The organism is Vibrio aerogenes, assembly GCF_024346755.1.
Classification (GTDB): domain Bacteria; phylum Pseudomonadota; class Gammaproteobacteria; order Enterobacterales; family Vibrionaceae; genus Vibrio; species Vibrio aerogenes.
Genome location: NZ_AP024861.1, coordinates 2334723 through 2356219 on the forward strand (window position 1 = coordinate 2334723; position 21497 = coordinate 2356219).

The following is a 21497-nucleotide window of genomic DNA, read 5'->3' on the forward strand; positions in this document are numbered from 1 at the left end:
CTCAAGCCATCCCCTTTTTATTGATAAGAAAGGCGCTTCAACAAGGGCATCCATGCCCTTGTATGTTTGCTCCACCAGACACATCCAGATGATCAGTTTATTTTCCAGATTGGTCTGATACCAACATGATGGGATGACCTGAGACATAAAAAAGCCCGTCAAATCTGACGAGCTTTTGAGAAAGAGCAATCATGAACAGATTAACGGCTGACAATCCGGTCCGCCAAATGACTGACTGCCAGCGCAAAATAGTGCGAGCGATTCCACTTCATCAGCACATTGTAATTATTGTAAATCAGATATGCCCGGCCTTTTTCATCATCCGGTGCAACCAGCCACGCTTTAATATCCTTCGCCGGTGCAGGCAGTGGCTGACCGTTGTAACGGGTCACCCCCAGGCGTCGCCACTCCCTGAGTGTTTTCGCCTTACCCTGATGGCGACCTTCCAAAGACATATCAAATCCACGTGGCAAATGCACCTGCCGTCCCCAGCGGTATTGATTATCCCACCCGGAACGGTGCAGATAATTAGCGGTCGAAGCAAATACATCCGCCTTGGTTTTCCAGATATCAATCTTACCGTCATGATTGCCGTCGACTGCAAATGTCAGGAAAGAACTGGGCATAAACTGGCACTGTCCCATTGCCCCGGCCCATGAGCCTTTCATGTCGTGCGGGTCAATATGGTCATCTTCAATGATTTTCAGGGCAGCCATCATTTCCTTACGGAAGAAAGCTTCTCTGCGGCCATCATAGGCCAGAGTCGCCAGCGCACTCATCACATAATGACGACCAGTCAGGGCACCAAAGTTACTCTCCACCCCCCATAACGCCACAATATACTGTGGCTGCACACCATACTCACGACTGACCTGCTGCAGTGCAGCATAATGTTGGCGGTAGAGTTTCTTAGCCTTTTTCACTTTCCAGTCCGGTACCGCCCGCGGAATATATTCATCCAGCGTCAGCTTCTTTTCAGGCTGGTTTTTATCGGCCACAACGGTACGGTGTCTGTATGTCACATCACGAAATGCGGCTTCTACAGTCTCATGTGAGATACCGGCCTGTTCGGCCTGCTGTTTAAATGCATCAATATACGCTTCAAATGAAACTGTCCGGGCACTGGCCGTGAGGCTCAGCATCATCCCTAATCCGGCTAACCATAACCTCTTCATCTTATCTCCCTACTCTGTGTGCGACTGAATCTGCGCGGCTTTCATCGCTTTATACGTTTCCAGTACATTTTCCGGCGGTGGCGGCAGCTGAAGAAAAAAGCCATCGGACTCCAGCGATGCTTTCACCTTATTGACATCCACATTCGCTAGTTTTCTCCCTTCCAGATTGATTGTCATCATGAGCGAAGGCGTGCCGAACATAGTCATCAACTGTTCAGGAACCTGAGAAAAATCCCCTTTCTTCATCACGTACAAATACGCACCATCTTTACGAATACTTTTATAAACAGAGCACAGCATGATTTGCCTTTTTCTTCAAGATTTCAGTTGACCGGATTTATCATTTTATCAATCACACGCATATCAATGACCTTTACTGAACATAAAATTAACAATAAAAACGTCAATGTGTGGATAAGATAACTTGCCGAGTTAAGTCAGTGAATATAACATGACGAACCTGAGCAATGTGAAGCTTTCTGTACTTCATCAGAAACGCTTTATTTCAGAAGTACCTTTCTAAAATACTTAAAGACTGAGGTCCGGCTTATTTATGTCATTATTACCTGACTTAAAAGGTAGCAGTTTTACTTTGTCAGTACTACATCTGACCGATAACGATATTTCAAAAACCCTGAACCTGCTGAAAGAAAAAATAACTCAGGCACCGGCTTTTTTTGCGTCTGCTCCGGTGGTGATTAATATCTCTCAGGTGAAGGAAGATATCGATTTCAGTGAGTTAAAACACTGTATCCATGAAGTCGGAATGGTTCCGGTCGGCATTACCGGTACAAAAGATAAACGCACACAAAATCAGGCAACCGCGGCCGGTTTCGCGGTGATGACCGCCAGTAAGTCCCCTGCTCAGGCTCCGGCAGAAATGCAACCGGCAAAAGTGGTCAGTCATCCGATCCGTTCAGGTCAGCAAATTTATGCGAAAGATGCAGATTTAGTCATCCTCAATCATGTCAGCCCTGGTGCTGAAGTGATTGCTGATGGCTCGATACATATTCACGGTAACCTGAAAGGTCGTGCAATTGCCGGTGCAAGCGGACAAAAAGAAGCTAAGATTATATGTAATAACTTGCAGGCAGAACTGGTCTCAATCGCTGGTAATTACTGGCTCAGTGATCAGATCGCCGAAGAGTTCTGGCAGCAAAAAGTTATCCTCAGCTATAACGATGAAACACTTCACGTTGACAAGCTAACAATTTAACAAACAGATAATTAAAGGAAAGCAAAACCAATGGCACGTATTATTGTTGTGACGTCCGGGAAAGGCGGCGTAGGAAAAACAACTTCAAGTGCAGCAATTGCGTCGGGATTAGCCCTGAAAGGGAATAAGACTGTGGTGATCGATTTTGATATCGGGTTGCGCAATCTGGATCTGATTATGGGATGTGAACGTCGGGTTGTTTACGATTTCGTCAATGTGATTCAGGGTGAAGCCACGCTGAATCAAGCCATGATTAAAGACAAACGCACTGAAAACTTATTTATCCTTCCCGCGTCACAAACCAGGGATAAAGATGCGCTGACCCATGACGGGGTGAAACGTGTTCTTGATGAACTGAATGATATGGAGTTTGACTTTATTATTTGTGACTCCCCGGCAGGTATCGAGCAAGGTGCACTGATGGCACTTTATTTTGCAGATGAAGCCATTATCACCACGAACCCGGAAGTTTCATCGGTCAGAGACTCAGACCGGATTTTAGGAATTCTCGACTCGAAATCACTACGTGCAGAGCAAGGACTGGAGCCGATCAAACAGCATCTGTTACTGACCCGCTATCATCCTGCGCGGGTAAATCAGGGAGAAATGCTGAGTATTCATGATGTTGAAGATATTCTGCACATTCCGCTGATGGGCGTGATTCCTGAAAGCCAGGCGGTGCTGAATGCTTCCAACAAAGGGATTCCGGTGATTTTCGACGAGCAGTCAGATGCAGGTCAGGCATATCTGGATACCGTTGATCGCCTGCTGGGTAATGCGGTTGAATTCCGTTTTCTGACAGAGCCGAAGCGCGGTATATTTCAGCGACTATTCGGGGGCTAAACAATCATGTCATTACTTGAGTTTTTCCGCCCCAAAAAACAAACATCGGCCAGCATGGCAAAAGAACGGTTACAAATTATTGTTGCCGAGCGTCGCAGTCATGACGACCCGGCTCCGAACTATCTGCCACAGCTGAAAGAAGATATTCTGAAGGTCATTGCCAAATATGTCGACGTGAACCCGGACATGGTTGAGTTATCTTTTGAGCAGAAAGATGACGAACTGGCCGTTCTGGAACTGAATGTCAAACTGCCTGATGATGAGAAAGAGTGATCATCGCCGTGGTTGATAAGCAAAGCCGGTAAAGAAAACCGCTGACGATGCGATATCATCACAACAGTAATATCTTTACATAATCAGTGACTTGATTAGAAAAAACGCCGTAATAATCACGGCGTTTTTTTATTGAAAGCCGGCTGTTTATGCTTTAATCATCTGATACAGCGTCTCTCCCAACAACGGCTTTCTCCAGCCCTGCATCAGATCCGGAGTTTTACATTCAGCTTCCTGATGCTTCCATATCCAGCTAATCAAATCATTCAGCTGTTTGCGCGATGCCACAAATTCATTGGCCAGATTATGCGCTTCAGCAACCGAAGTGACCTGTGTTTTCAACGTTTTAAACAGCTGCTTGTAACCCGGATAATCGGAAACAGGCACGATGGGTTCCGGATAATGTTCTGCTTCAAGCGCCTGGGCTTTTCTGACCAGCTGACAAAGGTGGTTGCCGTGACGTTTGACCAGCTTCGGATGAATCCCTTCTGCCAGCATACGCTTCGATCCGTTCAACCCTAACCGGGCAATCGTCAGCAGTTCTGCTTCTTTTATAACAAAGTTTAACGCCAGATCCCGCTTCATCGCTTCTTCAAGCCGCCATGAGGCAATCAGCTTTAAAACCGCAAGTTGTCTGGGTCTGAGCTGCCAGGCACCTTTCACGCTCAGATATGCTTTCTCAACGTCTGGTGCGACAACCCTCTTCTGAGACTGAAGTTGTGACTCTTCATACGCAGCATCTTTCCATGAGGTTGTTTCCAGACGCTCAGATAAATGCTGATACACCGGCATGAGATAAAATACATCAGCAGCAGCGTAGTCAAGCTGTCTGGATGACAGAGGCCTCGCCATCCAGTCTGTGCGCGATTCACTTTTATCCAGTTCAAGTCCGACAATATCACTGACCAGCGCGGCAAATCCCGTTGATAAGCCATATCCAAGAAAGGCCGCCATAATCTGTGTATCCAGCATGGGTTCCGGAACACAATTGAATTCATGGTAAAACACTTCCAGATCTTCGCCACATGCATGTAAGACTTTCAAAACCGCTGGTGCTTTGAGCAGACTGACAAACGGCGACATATCTTCTATGGTCGTGGGGTCAATCAGTGACAGCGTTTCACCATCATACAACTGAATCAGTCCCAGCTTTGCATGAAACGTTCTGATTCTGACAAACTCAGTGTCCAGCATTACAACCGGATGCGCCATGGCTTGTCTGCATACTTCTGCCAGTTCTTCAGAACCAGTAATTATTTGATATTCCACTAATAACCTGCTTATTTTGTTTTTTATACTCAGGGCCTGCCCCGGACAAATAAAAATGCCGACATGAGCGCCGGCACTTTCAGAGTCCATCAGACCTTTAAGCCTGTTCCATCGTTTGTTGTGCTTCCAGCGTCATATTTTGTTCTTTCAGTGCCCGGCGCAAAATTTTACCGACATTTGTTTTCGGTAGCTCATCCCGGAACTCGACCAGTTTCGGAATTTTATAGCCGGTCAGATATTCACGACAGTGCGCGATAATTTCTTCTTTCGTCAAAGATAAATCACGTTTTACAACCACAACTTTGACGATTTCCCCTGAGACATGATGCGGCTCGCCGATAGCGGCCACTTCCAGCACCTTATCATGCATAGAAACCACATCTTCAATCTCATTGGGATAAACATTAAATCCGGAAACCAGAATCATATCTTTTTTGCGATCAACAATATAGAACATGCCCTGCTCATCGCACCGGACCACATCCCCGGTTGAAAGCCAACCGTCTTCAGTCAGGACTTCGCGGGTGGCCTGCTCATTCTGCCAGTACTCCTGCATCACCTGCGGACCGCGAACCTGAAGTTCACCGACCTGATCAAACGGCAACACTTCACCGTCATCATTGACGATTCGTACATCGGTTGACGGGACCGGAATACCGATCGCGCCGGTATACTCTGTTTCATCATACGGATTACCGGCCACCAGCGGTGAACATTCTGTCAGGCCATAACCTTCAAGTAAATGTTTACCGGTGACCTGTTTCCATTTTTCTGCAACGGCGCGCTGAACGGAAGTTCCGCCGGCCACAGAAAGTCGCATATGAGAAAAATCAATCTGACGGAATGCCTCATGATTTAATAATGCATTAAACAATGTATTCACACCGGTAATTGCAGTAAATGGATAACGTTGTAACTCTTTAATAAATCCTGAGATATCACGCGGGTTCGTAATCAGGAGATTCTGCCCCCCCATTTCAATAAACAGCAAACAATTCATACTCAGTGCAAACACATGATAAAGCGGCAGTGCCGTCACAACCAAATCACGCCCTTCGGAGAACAGACTATTGTAAGCAGCTTTCGCCTGCATCACATTTGCAACCACATTGCTGTGAGACAGTACCGCCCCTTTTGCGACACCGGTTGTTCCGCCCGTATATTGCAGAAAAGCAATATCATCTCCTTCAACCCGCGGTTTCACGTACTGAAGACGACGTCCACGGCGAATAGCCTGACGCATCGAAACCGCTCCGGGAATATTGTAGCAGGGAACCAGACGCTTGATATATTTCACAACGAAATCAACCAGCGTTCCCTTCGCCCGCGGTAACATCTGACCCAGACTGGTAATGACGATGTTTTTCACCGGCGTGTTTTTCAGTACTTTCTGCAACGAGCTGGCAAAATTGGACACAATGACAATGGTTTCGGCACCGGCATCTTTCAGCTGGTGTTCCAGCTCTCTGGGTTTGTAGAGCGGATTCACATTAACAACAACTAACCCGGCCCGCAGAACACCAAATAATGCCACCGGATATTGCAGTAAATTGGGCATCATCAGTGCAACCCGATCCCCTTTTTTCAGGTGCAGTTCATTTTGCAGATAAGCAGCAAATGCACGGCTTCTTTCTTCCAGTTTACGGAATGTCATGACCGTGCCCATGTTGACAAATGCAGGTTGGTCAGCAAACTTTCTGACCGAATTCTCAAACATCTCAATCAGAGATGAATATTCATCAGGATGAATCGTATTAGGCACATCGTTTGGACGACGCGCCAGCCAGGGCTGATCCACTTAAGATACTCCTCATATATGCGGTCACCTGCGGTGCAAATGGCCGCTACTATTTATTCTTTCTATCGACAACCGGCATTCCGGCCGGAGCTGCCATTGTCATGGCCGGGTCATTCCCTGACACCTCGTCCGGACTTAATATAAACCGGAGAGTCTTTGTCGTTTTCTAATCACACCATCAATGATCTCAGCTATCTGTTCCGGCTGCTCGAGATGGCAGTGATGTCCACCGGATAAAGTATGCATGGTGAGATCGGCCATCAAACTCATCCGTTCAGGTAATATCAGAGACGCATAACCTTCTGTCCCGCGAATCAGGGTCGCCGGACATTGAATCGCTTTGAGAATCGCCGTTGCATGAGATTCTGCCATCCGGTACAACGAGTCTGCGGATAACATGGGGTCAGCACGCCAGTACCAACGATCATCACGCTGCACCAGTCCCCGTTCAACAAGGGGACGGATATGCTTTTCCGCCACGCCGGAACGGTGGGCTCTGAGTGTCAGCGCCTGCTGAAAACTCCTGAACCCTTTATTCACGGTTTTCCTGCGAATCCGCTCCCGGCTGAGTATGCCGGTTCTTAATCGTTCGACCCCGTTATCCGGCGACTCAGCCAGTGGCCCAAGCGCCTCAATGAGTATTATATCACTTATCTTTTCCGGAAAAGCGGCACTATAGCAACTCGCAATTAATCCACCAAGAGAATGACCGGCTAAAATCACAGTTTTCGCCGGGATGTCTTCCAAAACTTGATGAACATCATCTATGTAATCATGGAACGTGTAATAATTCCCGGTGGATTTATGACCGGAAAAGCCATGTCCGGGCAAATCAAGCGCACAAAAATGAACACCGGGTGTCTCTGTCTCCAGACGGGATAATAACGGACTAAAACTGGCAGCATTATCCAGCCAGCCATGTAAAAAAACGACTGAAATACCTGTTTCGGAAGGAGAGCCGGATTCAATTGCGGCCAGTTGATTCCCATAAATAGGGTAGGTTTTTTGCGTTAGCATGATGTTACATTTAAGTGCCAGCTCATCAGAACAGATCATACCACCCGTGATCATCAGAAACGGGTGGAAAAAGAGAATATTACAACAAGATGACCGTAACATCACGAATAAACTACAGCGGTGCTGGTTCAGCGCCGGGCTCAGATGTAAATATCCACACCCATCATCTGTGCCAGTTCTTCCCGGCGGGTCTGATTCATGACATCAAAATATTCTTCCAGTGCTTTTCTGGCACGGCCTTCCGGCAAGTCATACTGCAGATTATTCTGATAACTTTCTGCATTTTTAATTGCTTCTAAAGAATGAGAAACAGCGTGGGCAACCGGTGTCGGTTGGCGGGCACTATCAACCGCAGACTTTGGTTTTCCGGCACCCTGCTTCTTGCCCGCCTTCGATGTTTTCGATGATTTTCCTGTCCCCGAAATACCCGGTGGCGGTAATCCCTGAATCGAAACCATATCACTCCTTTAGTCTGTTGACTTTGTCTGTTGAGAATAGCCCTGTTCTGAGAATAGTCGCTTATGTGCGACCCGGCAGTTTTTTCCAGGCCACCTGATCCCGCAGATAAACCGGACTGGCTTCCTCTGCTTTCACCGTTTCGCCCCGTTGCCATGCCAGTGTGGCCAGAAAAGCAATATCTTCTGCATCAGGATAAAGCACGTCACCGGGATCAACCCTGAACGGCAGACCGGACAACTCACCCTGATATGCCTGCCAGCCGGTTCCGGCACCATACCATGATTCCGGCTCTGAATTCATCTGTGAGACCAGGATTTCTGGCGCAATCACACACTCGGATTCAAGTGCCTGCCAGCCACCATCTTCCTGACGGCGATAACGCCCCCAGTAAACTTCACTCATCCGGGCATCAATTGCGGCTGCAACCAGTGTCGCCCCGGCCTGCCGGTATGCACCCTGTGCCATTGCTTCGAGCGTTGAAACCGGAATCACAGGCAAAGCCGCCCCAAACGCCAGCCCCTGTGTAATCCCGACACCAATCCGGACACCGGTAAAACTACCCGGTCCGCGGCCGAATGCCAGTGCGTCAAGTTCGTTCAGTGTCATGCCTGACTCTTTCAGCACTTCATCAACCATCGGTAAGATCTTTTGTGCATGCCCTCTGGGTGACACTTCCCGGCGAACAAACCATTGGCTATGAACCACCAGCGCCACAGAACAATGTTCTGTTGACGTATCAATCGCAAGAATTTTTACGCTCATTTAACTCTCTAATTTCACTCTCAAATTTATTTGCTGTCAGGAATGATCAGACATTGTTTTCAATTCAGGGTTTTCAGTTCAGGCTCATCCTGATTTTCAATCACCATTTCAACGTCTTCAACGTCTTCAACGTCTGAACCCATGTCTTCCACTTCTGAACCCATGTCTTCCACTTCTGAACCAACGTCATTTTCAGGGTGCGCTTCAGCAGTGATCTGCTGCAAAAACTGCTGCACCCGACTCAGGTCTCTGGTTCTCGGAATCGGCGGTAAACTGGCAAGAAATACGCTGCCATAGTCACGGGTTACAAGCCGGTTATCACAGATAATCAGCGCCCCTTTGTCCTGCGTATCCCGGATCAGGCGACCCACCCCCTGTTTGAGGGTAATCACGGCTTCCGGTAACTGAACCTGCTCAAACGGGTCTCCCCCTTGCAGGCGGCAATCTTCAATCCGGGCTTTCAGCAGCGGGTCATCCGGTGCAGTAAAGGGTAATTTGTCGATAATAACACAGCTTAGCGCATCGCCTCTAACGTCAATCCCTTCCCAGAAAGCGCCGGTTGCGACCAACAAAGCATTGCCCAGTGACATAAACTCAGCCAGTGTTTTCCGTTTGCTGGTTTCTCCCTGAAGTAACACCGGCAGTTCAAGTACATCCCGGAAGCGCTCACCCAGTTCACGCATCATATGATGGGAAGTACAGAGGAAAAAACAACGCCCCTGATTTTGCCGGATCACAGGCGTCAGCATTTCCACCAGTTTATCAGCCATGCCCGGAGAATTGGGTTCAGGCAAATACCGGGGCACACATAAACGAGCCTGAGCCAGATAGTCGAACGGACTGGGCAGGGAAAATTGCTTCTGAGGTTCCAGCCCCAGACGATGACTGAAATGACTGAAATCATCATTCACCGCCAGCGTGGCGGAAGTAAAAATCCATGCACCCGACTTCATTGCCATCTGCTCACGAAATTTTTCAGCCACAGACAATGGTGTAATATGCAAACCGAAATGACGCTGCGTGGTATCAAACCAGTAAGAATAACCGGGGACAGAGACATCACATACCCGCTTTAACCGGGCTTTAATCAGCGTGGTCCGTTCAAATGCACTATCCAGCAACTGACTCCGTCCCAGCGCGATTTTCAGAACTTCATCCGCAAACTCAAGGCTCTCTTCCAGTCGTTCCACAGCGGCTTTAACCCGCGGCTGGGCAACCATATCGCGCCAGTTACCCCGCTGTCCGGTTTCTCCCAGACTAACCCGGATATCCAGTGCTGTGTGTGTCAGTTTTTCACTGACCTTTTGCAACTGACGCATGTCTTTGGCTTCGGTGCGATAACCTATCTCTATATCCTTAGCCAGTTCCGTCACCTGCCTGCTGGTCAAAGACTGACCGAAATACTGACTGGCAATATCCGGCAACTGGTGTGCTTCATCGAATATAAAGATATCAGCCTCAGGAATCAGTTCACCAAACCCTGTTTCTTTCAAAGCCAGATCAGCCAGAAAAAGATGATGGTTGACAACCACAACATCGGCATCCATCGCCTTCTTTCTTGCTTTGGATACAAAACAGTCCTGATATGACGGACATTCCCGGCCGATACAATTATCATTGGTCGAAGTAATGGTTGAAATAACCGGGCTGTCTTCCGGCAAAACCTCGCACTCACCAAGATCGCCGGTTTGTGTCGCAGAAGCCCATTCCCGGACCTGAATTAACTGAGAAAAGCGCTGTTCATCGACTTCCGGGCTGTGACTTTCCATAATTTGCCGGTTCAGTCGTTCAAAGCACAGGTAATTGGCCCGGCCTTTCAGCAAAGAGATCTGGCCGAAGAAAGACAGAGCCTTCACCATCAGCGGTAAGTCACGGTGGAATAATTGTTCCTGCAAATTTTTCGACCCGGTACTGACAATCACTTTTTTGCCGCTCATCAGGGCCGGAATCAGGTAGGCGAAGGTTTTTCCGGTGCCGGTACCGGCTTCAACCACCAGTTGGGTTTGATCTGTAATTGCCTGTTCGACAGCTTTAGCCATATCAATCTGGGCTTGTCTGGCCTGAAAGCCCGGAATCGCCTGACTCAGAGCCCCACCGGCAGAAAAAATCGTCTCGGTCATGATATCAAGGGAAAATGAATAATAGGCGATTATGGCAGGTTTCAGCACAGAGTGCGATCTCTTCCGGAGGCTGTGTTGAAGACCTGAAACAAGCCGTCAGAAATCAACCATGACTCTTAAGAAAAAGAGATGATACAGAAAGGGTGTCCGGCTATCAGGCGCAACAGCCGGATAATGCAATCCGATAAAAGTTACTGAAAAACAGCTCACCTCCGGTTCAGGTAACGATGTAACCAGGGAGAAGCTTCAACGCCATTATCCCGCGTGGCGATCATTTTTGCTGCATCCGCTGGCGAAACCCGGTTTTCCCACATTTCTTCCAGTACCTCTTCATCGACGGTATTTTCCCCGAGAATTTTATTCACGCGTTCGCTATACAAACGCCGGGCAAGCAGATCTTTGTCCATGGCAACTACCTCAACTATGTTTAACAACACTCACAAGTCACAACAGTTATATCCAGGCAACCTCAGCACAGTATCTTCAGGTTGTTTGGCTATCAAAATTCAAAAAACCATTCCAAAATCATAAACCTGTCATTTCAACTGAAGGAAATGATTATTCATCCATTTTTACAGTGGTATTGTCAGACAAACGATTGCTTTTCTGACGCATGCAAATAAAACCATTTGCATACCTGCTGCCATTCCGGAAATTCCGTTTATTTATTTTGTTGAAACTATCTTAAGAATAGATTAATTATATCCGTTACGCCGTGGGATCTGTCATTATTGAGGCAATCCTGAAATTGTTTTTAGCTCAAAAAAATTCGTCGGAAACTATCAGTCATTATGGAAAGAAAAACACTCCTCACCCACTGTGTGGATGAGCCCGGATTAATCGCCAAGATAACCAATATCTGTTACAAGTATCAGCTGAATATTATTCATAATAATGAATTTGTTGATAACACCTGCGGCCACTTCTTCATGCGTACCGAACTGGAAGGCAATTTTAATGATGAAACACTGCGCGATGATCTCAACCATGCACTGCCGGAAGGCGCTCAGTACAAGTTAGTGGATTCTTCCCGCAAACGCATTGTGATCATGGTGACCAAAGAAGCACACTGTTTGGGTGATATTCTGATGAAAAGCTTTGATGGTGCGCTGGATGTGGAAATTGCTGCGGTCATTGGCAATTATGATCGGTTGCAAGGCCTGACAGAACGATTTGATATTCCTTATCATTGTATCTCTCATGAAGGGCTGGAACGTGAAGCACACGAACAGCAAATGACAGAAGTCATCGATCAGTATCAGCCTGACTATATTGTACTGGCAAAATACATGCGGGTCCTGACGCCCTCATTTGTTGAAAAATATCACCACCGGATTATCAATATCCACCACAGTTTCCTGCCGGCATTTATCGGTGCTAAACCCTATCTTCAGGCTTATCAGCGTGGGGTGAAAATTATTGGTGCAACAGCTCATTTTGTCACCAACGATTTAGATGAAGGGCCAATCATTAAACAGGATGTGATTCCGGTTGATCACACTTTTAGTGCTGAAGATATGGCTCAGGCCGGACGGGATGTTGAAAAAAATGTTCTCAGCAAAGCACTGAACAAAGTGCTGAATGACCATGTTTTTGTTCACGGCAACAAAACCGTCATTCTGTAACAGCCTCCATCACGGCAGCAAACCTCTGAATGCTGCCGTGCTTTTCCCCCTTTTTCCGGGAACCCCGTTCAAAGTTTATGATTGTTCCTGCTAAAGTTATCACGTAGGATCAAAAACGATTCACACGGGCTTGTCGCCTGAATCAAAAAACTTCAATCCATCCAAAGCAGCCGGAAAGCTATGAAAGCAATATTTAAATTTATCGGAACTCTCTTTAAGTGGATTTGGAAGTGTATCACTTTCATCCGTGTCACTCTCATGAACCTGGTGTTCTTAATTCTTCTGCTGGTCATTTATGGCGCCTATTTACAGTCAGTTGATGAAACGGAAGTTTCTGCGCCACGCCAGCCTTCTGCACTGGTCCTGAATTTATCCGGTCCGATTGTTGAAAAGGCCTCTTATCTCAAACCGATCGATTCCATCAGTCACTCTGTACTCGGTGAATCCTTACCAAAAGAAAACGTGCTGTTTGATATTGTCGATACCATTCGTCATGCCAAAGATGACAAGCAAATCACCGGTCTGGTACTGTCTTTACAGGAAATGTCTGCCACGAATCTGACCAAGCTGCGCTACATTGCCAAAGCAATTAATGAATTTAAGAGCAGCGGTAAAATGGTATTCGCGGTCGGTGATATTTATACACAAAGTCAATATTATCTTGCCAGTTACGCCGACAAAATCTATATGTCCCCGGACGGTCTGGTGATGCTGAAAGGTTACAGTGCTTATGGGATGTACTACAAAACCCTGCTGGATAAACTTGATATCAACACACATATTTTCCGGGTCGGGACGTATAAATCCGCCGTTGAACCCTTTATCCGTAATGACATGTCTGAAGCTGCACGCCGGGCCAATTACCGCTGGGTCAACCAGTTGTGGGACGGCTACCTGAAGGATGTGGCAACCAACAGACGTATCTCCAAAGATGATCTGAATCTTTCAATGGACGAATTCCTCAGCCGTCTGAAGTATGTGAAAGGCGATGTTGCACGTTTATCCCGGCAAATGGGACTGGTTGATGAGCTGTTATCCCGCAAAGCCATCCGGGATAAACTGGCACAGATATTTGGCAGTGACGGAAAAGACGGTTATATGTCGGTTGACTACTATGATTATCAGGCCTCACTGCCGCAGAAAGTAACCTATAAAAATAATCAGATTGCGGTTGTCGTTGCCTCCGGCACCATTATGGATGGCAAACAATCTCAACGAAATGTGATCGGCTCTGAAAACATCACCGCACTATTGCGGGAAGCGCGTATGGATGATCAGGTGAAAGCCGTCGTGCTTCGGGTGGACAGCCCCGGAGGCAGCGCATTTGCTTCCGAAGTCATCCGCAATGAAATCGACGCCCTGAAAGAAGCCGGGAAACCCGTGGTGGTTTCAATGTCCAGCCTGGCGGCCTCCGGGGGATACTGGATTTCGTCCAGCGCAGACAAAATTATCGCCCAGCCAACAACCCTTACCGGTTCTATTGGTATCTTCAGTGTCATCACCACATTCGAGAAAAGTCTCGATCGTATCGGGGTTTCTACCGATGGTGTCGGTACAACGCCCTTCTCTGGTCAGGGCGTCGTAACCGGTTTTTCTGACGGGGCGAAAAAAGCGCTGCAAATGACGATTGAACACGGTTATCACCGCTTTATTTCTCTGGTCGCAGACCACAGGCATATGACGCTTCCTGAAGCCGATAAAATTGCGCAGGGCCGGGTATGGACCGGAAAAGATGCACTGGACAATGGTTTGGTTGATCAATTAGGTGATTTTGATGACGCCGTCCGCGCGGCCGCAGAACTGGCGAAACTCAAACCACATCAGTATCAGCTTGACTGGATGGAAGAACCCCTTTCACCGATGGAAAAAATACTGATGGATGTGGTTTCTGAAACCCGCGCCTCTCTGGGACTGAATATTGAATCGCTGGTACCAGAGTCGCTCAGACCTGTCACCCAACAAATGATCAGTGATTCCTCATTCCTGAATGCGCTGAATGATCCACGGGGCCAATATGCTTTCTGTCTGAATTGTCAGGTGAAATAACGATAAGCATCACACACAGAAAACCACTTCAGGGGATGATTCTTTCATCCCTTTTTTTATTGTTAAACAAATGTATAATCAGCGGCCTTATTGAACAGGAAATAAAGTAAACTTCAGTCATGGAAAAAAAACATATCTACATCGCCTACACCGGTGGCACCATCGGTATGCAGAAGTCATCTCACGGCTATATTCCTGTGGCAGGTTTCATGGAAAAACAGCTGGCGGCCATGCCGGAATTCCATCGTCCTGAAATGCCTGAATATACAATTCATGAATATACGCCTCTGATTGATTCATCAGATATGACCCCGGAAGACTGGCAAACAATTGCAGATGATATCCGGGAAAATTATGACCAATATGATGGTTTTGTCATTCTCCATGGGACAGACACAATGGCCTATACCGCATCAGCGTTGTCTTTTATGCTGGAGAATCTGGGTAAGCCTGTGATTGTGACCGGCTCGCAAATCCCGCTGGCTGAACTTCGTTCAGACGGTCAGGCAAATCTGCTGAATGCACTGCATATTGCAGCAAATTACCCGATCAATGAAGTGACCCTGTTCTTCAATAATCAGCTGATGCGGGGAAATCGCAGTACCAAATCTCATGCAGATGGTTTTAACGCATTCACTTCGCCGAATCTGCCGCCATTGCTTGAAGCGGGTATCAACATCAAGGTCAGCAGCGATGTTGTACTCAATCAGCAACCCGAAGGCGAATTTCGTGTCACGAATATCACGCCCCAGCCTGTCGGTGTGATCACTATGTATCCGGGCATCTCTCATGAAGTGATTCGCAATACTCTGCTTCAGCCAGTCAATGCCATGATTCTGCTCACTTTCGGGGTCGGTAACGCACCTCAAAACAAACCACTGCTCGAGCAACTCAAAGATGCATCAGACAGAGGTGTGATTGTGGTCAATCTGACGCAATGTCTGGCCGGAAAAGTTAACATGAGTGGCTATGCCACTGGCTGTGCACTCGCTGATGCCGGTGTCATCAGCGGGTTCGATATGACCCCGGAAGCGGCACTGGCTAAACTTCATTATCTGCTGAGTCAGGGGCTGACTTATCAGGAAGTGAAAGCTGAAATGCAAAAAGTATTGCGGGGAGAAATGACCCTGTAAATACAGATCATTTTCACCGGCTTTCCCCGGAAAGCCGGACTCTGTTCATCTCACCAGAGTCTGCCTCTGATAAGCGGCACGGTTATTCATCACTATCCGGCATCGAATCACTGGTTTTAACCCGCAAAATCTCATGCTCATCTTTTAATTTAAACTGTTGCCTGAGTTCAGATTTCGGCTTCAGACAAACTTCACCACCTGCTGCAATTGTCATATGTTCAGGTTCTGTATTATGCTTAGACTGAAACAGCATCACCGCCTGAATACAGGCATCGCGCTGTTCCTGAGAAAGTGTTGTACCTTCAGGCCATTTGCCGGTTTCGACTGCATAAAGCAAACGCTGGTATGCTTCGGGTGTAATAATTTCTGTTAATTGTTGAGCATTCATAGGATTCTCTGTTTGAATCATTCACTGAGAATACACATAATGGTTGCCTCACATTCAACGTCAAGAAATACGCAATCAATACGAGTATTTGATCACAAGCCATGTATAAACAATTTCTGAAATATCTGACCATTGCCGGCATCCCTATCATTATCAGCGGCTGCCTGGAAAACCGAAATGACACAGACCAACTGTGTAAAGACAATCCGGGATTGCGTTGTGAAGAACTCAATATGCATGACGGACAATGCCGTCTGACAAGAACGAATCTGGTCTGGCATCGCCGTGATGTCCTCAGAGATCCAACGGACATCAACAAAATAGAAGAATATAAACTGACACAGGAATACAAAAAGTGTCTTGAAACCGCGGCCCAGATTCAACCGATCAATCAAGCTGAAATAAAGAATAAACGGGCGATGGCTTATGTGAATGCCGGAAAAAGTATGGAGGCACTTGAAAAAGAGTTACTCAAATACAATACGGCAGAATCCTTATACTTCCTGTGGAGCCAGACCGGCAACAAACACGCCCGTCGCCAGTTTCTTCGTATGGAAGGGACGCCTGAGCTGGATACGGCAAGAATGCAATATGCACTGGCCACCTTTTATATTGATAAAGACCGGGAGAAAACACTCAAACTGTTAAACCGGGCACTACAGCTGAGTGAACCGAAAACCCTGAATATCAGTATCCTCGAATCACTTGCCAGCTTAAACCGGCTGCTAAAACACAATGAAGAGTCCTATATCTGGGCGATTGTCGGCAAAGAGTTCGGCGTTCCGGTTGCTTCAGAGCGGGATCTGAAAATTATTTACGGTTTTCCGGATGAAAAATTCAGCCAGCTTGATGACATCGCGGATCAGGTCACCAGTGCGATTAAGAAGAAACAGTATAAACCATCTCTGATTGCTGAGGCGATGAATCCGCCGAAACCCGCTGAAGAGTAATTCCCCTGCTCCGCCGGTCAGAATAAAAATCCCTGTACAACTGCTGTTGTGACAGGGATTTTTAATGAGAAGATGGGGTCAGTTATGACACCGAATCACCCCGAAAATATAATGAAACGGAGTTCACGCAGTAACGTTCACCCGTGGTTGCTGCCGGGCCATCTTCAAAAACGTGACCGAGGTGGCTGTCACAGGCGGCACAGCGGATTTCTGTTCGCTGCATCCCATGACTGTCATCCGGTAAATAACGAATGACATCCGCGGAGAGTGGCGCATCGAAGCTGGGCCAGCCACATCCCGAATCATACTTATTCTGATGAGAAAACAGCGGCGTTTTGCAACAGGTACACAGGTAATTTCCAGATTCCCTGTGGTGTAATAATGTGCCGGAAAACGGAAGCTCCGTTCCCCGCAGACGACAAATATGATACTGCTCATCGGTCAGATGTTCTTGCCAGTACTCATCCGGTTTGTCGATTTTTTTCATACATTTTCCTTGCTTGACTGATACTTTTTTATGCTGACGTCAGATGATCTGAACACGAATTATCCAGCGTCATTCTGATGACTTTATTTTATGAGTTTTTTTTTCGAAAAACTTGCACATCAACTATGTTGTAGCACATACTTTAACACCTTAAAGCCTGTTAGGACGAAAAACCGGACCAAAATAAACCCTGAAGTTTATGTGTCCGCGTCAGGTTTTGAATGTATCCCGGAGATGTTGGAGAGGTCATCACCGGTTCATGGATACACTGTCACGGAGATTGTGCTTTTTTGACTTTAAACAAGTTAAATCCGATTATCTGTTGCAGAACAAAGCCGCTTTCTGTAATTTTACTACCAATTATTTTTAACCAAGAAATTAATAAGTTGTGGAGCAACTATAATGACTATTAAAGTAGGTATTAACGGTTTTGGCCGTATCGGTCGTTTTGTATTTCGTGCAGCACAAGAGCGTAATGACATCGAAGTCGTGGGTATCAACGACCTGATCGATGTAGAATACATGGCTTACATGCTGAAGTACGATTCAACTCACGGTCGTTTCAACGGTACAGTTGAAGTAAAAGACGGTTCTCTGATCGTTAATGGCAAGACAATCCGTGTGACTGCTGAGCGTAACCCTGCCGACCTGAAATGGAATGAAATCGGTGTTGACGTTGTTGCTGAAGCAACTGGTCTGTTCCTGACTGACGAAACTGCACGTAAGCACATCGAAGCTGGTGCGAAGAAAGTTGTGTTAACTGGTCCTTCTAAAGATGCAACGCCAATGTTCGTTATGGGTGTTAACCATGCTTCTTACGCAGGTCAGGACATCGTTTCTAATGCGTCTTGTACAACAAACTGTCTGGCACCTATCGCGAAAGTTCTGAACGATAACTTCGGTATCGAATCAGGTCTGATGACAACAGTTCACGCAACAACTGCAACTCAGAAAACTGTTGACGGTCCTTCTGCAAAAGACTGGCGTGGTGGTCGTGGTGCTTCTCAAAACATCATCCCATCTTCAACTGGTGCTGCTAAAGCTGTTGGTAAAGTACTGCCTGAACTGAACGGCAAACTGACTGGTATGGCATTCCGCGTTCCAACAGCAAACGTTTCTGTTGTTGACCTGACTGTGAACCTGGAAAAAGCTGCATCTTACGATGACATCAAAGCTGCAATGAAAAAAGCTTCTGAAGGTGAACTGGCTGGTATCCTTGGCTACACTGAAGACGCAGTTGTTTCAACTGATTTCAACGGTGACACCCGCACTTCAATCTTCGATGGTGCTGCTGGTATCGCTCTGACTGACAAATTCGTGAAAGTTGTATCTTGGTACGACAACGAAATCGGTTACTCAAACAAAGTTTTGGATCTGATCTCTCACATCTCTAAGTAAGATCAGTTTTCCACACTGAAAATTCCCGAAGGCGGCCATTGTGTCGCCTTTTTTCATTTCTTCAACACATGACCTTGTATACCTGTATTACTCGTTATACGGTTTGTATATCCCCATCTATCGGGCATATTGCAAACAATGATGAAAAACAAAGCATACTCAGAGGACAAACCGCATGGAACTACATAATTTACCTGTCATCGCAAATCTTTCAGATAACATCACGATTGTAGAAAAAGAAAAAATTAAAATTGTTCGTGTTGTACACCCTAAAGCAACAGCAGGTATCGCTTTGTTTGGTGGTCATGTTCTTTCTTATCAACCGGCGGGACAGCCTGATTTACTCTGGATGAGTGAAACATCACTGTTCGATAGCGAGCACCCGATCCGGGGCGGTATTCCGGTATGCTGGCCATGGTTTGGGGGTATCAGCAGCCCTAATCATGGCTTTGCCCGGATTCAGGAATGGCAGCTGCTTGAGCACAGAGAAAGTGAAGAGGGTGTTGTCGTGAGCCTTGGACTGAAGAGCGGTGAATCAACGCTGCATATCTGGCCGTATCAGTTTGAACTGCGATTGCATATTGCGGTTGGCAGTGATCTGAAAGTGTCACTGGAAATCATCAATACCGATGAAAAAGTCTGGAATTTTTCCGGCGCTCTCCACTCCTACCTCAATATTGGTGATATTCAAAAAATCAGTACAACAGGCATGGGCAAAGAATACATCGATAAACTACAAAATAATCAAATCTGTCAGGGTGAGCCAACACTCACACTGACCGAAGGTATTGATCGCATCTATACCGCGCCTGACGCACAGGTTCAAATGGCCGATCCGGCTTTAAACCGGACCATCACAGTCGAAAATACCGGGCACAATTCAGCCGTTCTGTGGAATCCATGGGCAAGTCTGGCGCAACAGATCAACGACATGCCCGACGACGGCTACAAAACGATGTTCTGTATTGAATCTACCATTTTTTCACCCTGCCTGTCTGCTGGCATCACATTACAGCCAGGTGAACAACATACACTCACGACGGCAATTTCCTCACAGAATTGTTAACAGAGTCGCAAAGCAGTCAGCGCTGGCTGCTTTGCGATTTACAGATGAACCCGGTAAACTTGCGCCTTTTTATCATCTCAGTTTTCAGGAAATGTCATGTCCTATCAGTGTCCGATTTGTCACGCGCCCCTGCACCAAAACCAACAACGCTATTCCTGTGTGAATAACCATCAGTTTGATATTGCAAAAGAAGGGTATGTTAACCTGATGCCGGTTCAGCACAAACACAGTAAAGATCCAGGTGATAATAAAGAGATGATGCAAGCCAGAAGACGTTTCCTGGAGCAGGGATATTACAACCCGATGCGGGAAAAAGTCGCACAGCGCTACATTGAGTCACTCTCGCTGAACCACGGCGACGAGCCAAAAATTCTGGATATTGGATGTGGTGAAGGATTCTATACCAACCATATCGCGGAACGGCTGACAGCGCTGCATCCTCAGGCCGGTATTTATGGTCTGGACATCTCGAAAACCGCTGTACGCTATGCAGCTAAACGCTATAAAAACTGTCATTTCTGTGTCGCCTCCAGCCATCGCCTGCCCTTTGCTGATGAAAGTCTGGACGGTGTATTGAGAATTTATGCGCCATGCAAACCAGAAGAATTACAACGTTGTATTCGTCCCGGCGGCCTGTTGATGACTGTGACACCTGCAGCCAGACATCTGTATCAACTGAAAGAATTGATTTATCAGGAAGTTCACCTGCATACCGATCCGGATGAATCAGGCCACGGCTTTGTATTAGAATCGCGTGAAAACCTTCATTACACGATGGATATGCGTGGCGAGCAGGCACATGACTTGCTGCAAATGACACCTTTTGCCTGGAGAGCCAGTGAGTCTGTGAAAGCAGAGTTACACAGTCGCACATCATTTCAGTGTGAAGCTGATTTTACACTCACCATCTACCGGAAAACGCAGGATATCCCGGAACAGGCATAACTTTTGCTTTAAATTTTTGTGAATTGTTCAGCTGAATAACCATATTGTGTCGTGTGGGATATGGCAAAACTGAGAAAAAACACTCAAGTTTTACGTTCAGCCTCCGCTAACATAAGCAGAACACGGCAGGAGAGTTTTATGGACCCAATAAAATCAGGTGCATCGGTCTATTCATCTCAGGCGATGAAAGCAAAATCCGCAACTCCGGCAGCGCCACAAGCTCAAAATGATGTGCCAGCAAAAGCTTCAACCGATAAAGTGACTTTATCTGATGAAGGCAAAGCTTTGTTGGCAGCCCTGAAAGAAATTGATCATGAAAGCAAAAAAGCCGCTGAAGAAGATAAAACGGTCAGCGACAAAGTTGAGTCTTTCACCTACGGCGCACTGGGTATGGAACACCCCGATAAGCTGGAAGAAGAAAATGATAGTTCCTATTCTGCGGGGCAATATCTTTCCGCAGCGGCAACAGTTGGTAGTCTTTTATTGCTCATCTGATTGTCTGCAGCAAAAATCAAAACCAGTTTTCA

The 21497-nt window shown here is 46.7% G+C and carries 21 protein-coding genes and 1 pseudogene; 11 read left to right on the top strand and 11 right to left on the bottom strand.

Going from position 1 to position 21497, the window contains the following annotated elements; translation table 11 throughout:
• Nucleotides 1-200 precede the first annotated feature (200 nt).
• Complete coding sequence (locus OCV29_RS10340) at nt 201-1175, bottom strand: lytic murein transglycosylase (protein ID WP_073605455.1); 975 nt, start codon at nt 1173-1175, stop codon at nt 201-203.
• Between the two features lie 9 nt (nt 1176-1184).
• The gene (locus tag OCV29_RS10345) at nt 1185-1475 is read right to left on the bottom strand and encodes a YcgL domain-containing protein (protein WP_073605456.1); all 291 of its coding nucleotides are present in this window, start codon (nt 1473-1475) and stop codon (nt 1185-1187) included.
• A 253-nt stretch (nt 1476-1728) separates the two neighbouring features.
• Here OCV29_RS10345 and minC point away from each other — a divergent pair, with 253 nt between their 5' ends.
• From minC to minE, 3 genes are read left to right on the top strand one after another with little or no spacing between them, the layout of a single operon-like run.
• Nucleotides 1729-2391 (top strand): septum site-determining protein MinC, encoded by a 663-nt coding sequence (gene minC, locus OCV29_RS10350; protein WP_073605457.1) that lies wholly within the window; start codon nt 1729-1731, stop codon nt 2389-2391.
• Nucleotides 2392-2421: 30 nt separating this feature from the next.
• Complete coding sequence (gene minD / locus OCV29_RS10355) at nt 2422-3234, top strand: septum site-determining protein MinD (RefSeq protein ID WP_073585769.1); 813 nt, start codon at nt 2422-2424, stop codon at nt 3232-3234.
• 6 nt (nt 3235-3240) lie between these two features.
• Entirely contained in the window at nt 3241-3507 is a 267-nt protein-coding gene (gene minE, locus OCV29_RS10360) for a cell division topological specificity factor MinE (protein ID WP_073605458.1), read from the top strand.
• 147 nt (nt 3508-3654) lie between these two features.
• On the opposite strand, the gene rnd is transcribed toward minE, so the two are convergent.
• From rnd to OCV29_RS10395, 7 genes and pseudogenes are all read right to left on the bottom strand, one after another.
• Entirely contained in the window at nt 3655-4776 is a 1122-nt protein-coding gene (gene rnd / locus OCV29_RS10365; protein ID WP_073605534.1) for a ribonuclease D, read from the bottom strand.
• Nucleotides 4777-4873: 97 nt separating this feature from the next.
• A complete protein-coding gene (fadD, locus tag OCV29_RS10370; RefSeq protein ID WP_073605459.1) occupies nt 4874-6574 on the bottom strand; it encodes a long-chain-fatty-acid--CoA ligase FadD in 1701 nt (566 codons plus the stop codon).
• A gap of 135 nt (nt 6575-6709) precedes the next feature.
• On the bottom strand, nt 6710-7591 hold the full coding sequence (locus OCV29_RS10375) for an alpha/beta fold hydrolase (RefSeq protein WP_073605535.1): 882 nt from the start codon (nt 7589-7591) through the stop codon (nt 6710-6712).
• Between the two features lie 140 nt (nt 7592-7731).
• Entirely contained in the window at nt 7732-8049 is a 318-nt protein-coding gene (locus OCV29_RS10380) for a chromosome partitioning protein ParA (protein ID WP_073605460.1), read from the bottom strand.
• A 61-nt stretch (nt 8050-8110) separates the two neighbouring features.
• Entirely contained in the window at nt 8111-8812 is a 702-nt protein-coding gene (gene tsaB, locus OCV29_RS10385; RefSeq protein WP_073605461.1) for a tRNA (adenosine(37)-N6)-threonylcarbamoyltransferase complex dimerization subunit type 1 TsaB, read from the bottom strand.
• Between the two features lie 212 nt (nt 8813-9024).
• Nucleotides 9025-10932 (bottom strand): annotated as a pseudogene (locus tag OCV29_RS10390) (ATP-dependent DNA helicase); the annotation flags it as partial.
• Between the two features lie 206 nt (nt 10933-11138).
• On the bottom strand, nt 11139-11339 hold the full coding sequence (locus tag OCV29_RS10395; RefSeq protein ID WP_073605462.1) for a hypothetical protein: 201 nt from the start codon (nt 11337-11339) through the stop codon (nt 11139-11141).
• A gap of 384 nt (nt 11340-11723) precedes the next feature.
• Between OCV29_RS10395 and purU the strand changes: the two genes are divergently transcribed.
• From purU to ansA, 3 genes are all read left to right on the top strand, one after another.
• Nucleotides 11724-12557: a formyltetrahydrofolate deformylase gene (gene purU, locus OCV29_RS10400; RefSeq protein ID WP_073605463.1), complete on the top strand. Its 834-nt coding sequence runs from the start codon at nt 11724-11726 to the stop codon at nt 12555-12557.
• 180 nt (nt 12558-12737) lie between these two features.
• A complete protein-coding gene (sppA, locus tag OCV29_RS10405) occupies nt 12738-14603 on the top strand; it encodes a signal peptide peptidase SppA (RefSeq protein ID WP_073605464.1) in 1866 nt (621 codons plus the stop codon).
• Between the two features lie 119 nt (nt 14604-14722).
• Nucleotides 14723-15736: an asparaginase gene (gene ansA, locus OCV29_RS10410; RefSeq protein WP_073605465.1), complete on the top strand. Its 1014-nt coding sequence runs from the start codon at nt 14723-14725 to the stop codon at nt 15734-15736.
• An 82-nt stretch (nt 15737-15818) separates the two neighbouring features.
• Here ansA and OCV29_RS10415 read toward each other — a convergent pair whose 3' ends face one another.
• Nucleotides 15819-16124 carry a YeaC family protein gene (locus tag OCV29_RS10415; protein ID WP_073605466.1) on the bottom strand — a complete coding sequence of 102 codons (306 nt, stop codon included), beginning with the start codon at nt 16122-16124 and terminating at the stop codon, nt 15819-15821.
• A 101-nt stretch (nt 16125-16225) separates the two neighbouring features.
• Here OCV29_RS10415 and OCV29_RS10420 point away from each other — a divergent pair, with 101 nt between their 5' ends.
• Nucleotides 16226-17074: a DUF2989 domain-containing protein gene (locus OCV29_RS10420; RefSeq protein WP_073605467.1), complete on the top strand. Its 849-nt coding sequence runs from the start codon at nt 16226-16228 to the stop codon at nt 17072-17074.
• Nucleotides 17075-17156: 82 nt separating this feature from the next.
• Here OCV29_RS10420 and msrB read toward each other — a convergent pair whose 3' ends face one another.
• The gene (gene msrB / locus OCV29_RS10425; protein WP_073605468.1) at nt 17157-17561 is read right to left on the bottom strand and encodes a peptide-methionine (R)-S-oxide reductase MsrB; all 405 of its coding nucleotides are present in this window, start codon (nt 17559-17561) and stop codon (nt 17157-17159) included.
• A gap of 402 nt (nt 17562-17963) precedes the next feature.
• Between msrB and gap the strand changes: the two genes are divergently transcribed.
• The 4 genes from gap to OCV29_RS10445 all read left to right on the top strand — a co-directional run bounded on the left by gap (nt 17964) and on the right by OCV29_RS10445 (nt 21465).
• The gene (gene gap, locus OCV29_RS10430; RefSeq protein ID WP_073605469.1) at nt 17964-18959 is read left to right on the top strand and encodes a type I glyceraldehyde-3-phosphate dehydrogenase; all 996 of its coding nucleotides are present in this window, start codon (nt 17964-17966) and stop codon (nt 18957-18959) included.
• A gap of 175 nt (nt 18960-19134) precedes the next feature.
• Complete coding sequence (locus tag OCV29_RS10435) at nt 19135-20025, top strand: D-hexose-6-phosphate mutarotase (RefSeq protein ID WP_073605470.1); 891 nt, start codon at nt 19135-19137, stop codon at nt 20023-20025.
• A gap of 96 nt (nt 20026-20121) precedes the next feature.
• Nucleotides 20122-20970, top strand: coding sequence for a 23S rRNA (guanine(745)-N(1))-methyltransferase (rlmA, locus tag OCV29_RS10440; RefSeq protein ID WP_073605471.1), 849 nt, complete (start codon nt 20122-20124; stop codon nt 20968-20970).
• Nucleotides 20971-21108: 138 nt separating this feature from the next.
• Nucleotides 21109-21465, top strand: a complete 357-nt coding sequence (locus OCV29_RS10445; protein ID WP_073605472.1) for a hypothetical protein — start codon at nt 21109-21111, stop codon at nt 21463-21465.
• Nucleotides 21466-21497: the final 32 nt, after the last annotated feature.